1 protein-coding gene is annotated in these 703 nt (G+C 33.1%); it reads left to right on the top strand.

The annotated features are described in order from the left end of the window. Window positions 1-621, top strand: a 621-nt coding sequence (locus tag F6U93_RS01490; protein ID WP_150936167.1) for an ISAon1 family transposase, incomplete at its 5' end; no start/stop codon positions are given. Window positions 622-703: the final 82 nt, after the last annotated feature.

The raw sequence follows: 703 nt of genomic DNA, 5'->3' as shown, positions 1-703 counted from the left end.
ATGAAAATAATAGCTAAAAAATGCTTCCCTAAAGCTATACAGGTAACGGATCGATTTCATGTACAAAAACTTGCTTTAGAGGCGCTACAAAACATTAGAATAAAACACAGATGGGATGCTATAGACTTAGAAAATGAAGAAATTAAAAAAGCTAGATTAACTGGGCAAACATACCAACCACACCTATTTAGCAATGGAGACACCAGAAAACAACTCCTAGCTAGAAGTAGGTATTTACTTTATAAAGCTCCTAACAACTGGACACAAAATCAGTACATCAGATCAAAAATACTATTCGAACACTATCCAGATATTAAAAAAGCATACGATCTGGGACAGGGTTTAAGAAATCTATTTAATACAGCAACTTCTATTGAATCAGCATACACTAAGCTAGCACGCTGGTATAACGTTGTAGAGTTAGCTGGATTTAAAGCCTTCAACACCATAGGCAATACTATTACAATTAATTATAGATCTATCCTGAACTACTTTATTAATAGAAGTACTAATGCTTCCGCAGAATCTTTTAATGCAAAAATCAAAGCGTTTAGAAGTCAGTTTAGAGGAGTCAAAAATGTAGAATTCTTTCTCTTTAGATTAACTACAATTTTTGCATAAACACAACTTTTAGGAATGATCCGTTTTCTGGTTTTAAAGCCGGATCAAGCGCAAAAGTTGTGTGTGGAAATTAAAAATAGTT

This window comes from Pseudotamlana haliotis, assembly GCF_008806375.1.
Classification (GTDB): domain Bacteria; phylum Bacteroidota; class Bacteroidia; order Flavobacteriales; family Flavobacteriaceae; genus Pseudotamlana; species Pseudotamlana haliotis.
The sequence above is the reverse complement of the archived record's forward strand: the minus strand, read 5'-3'. Positions and strand labels throughout refer to the sequence as shown.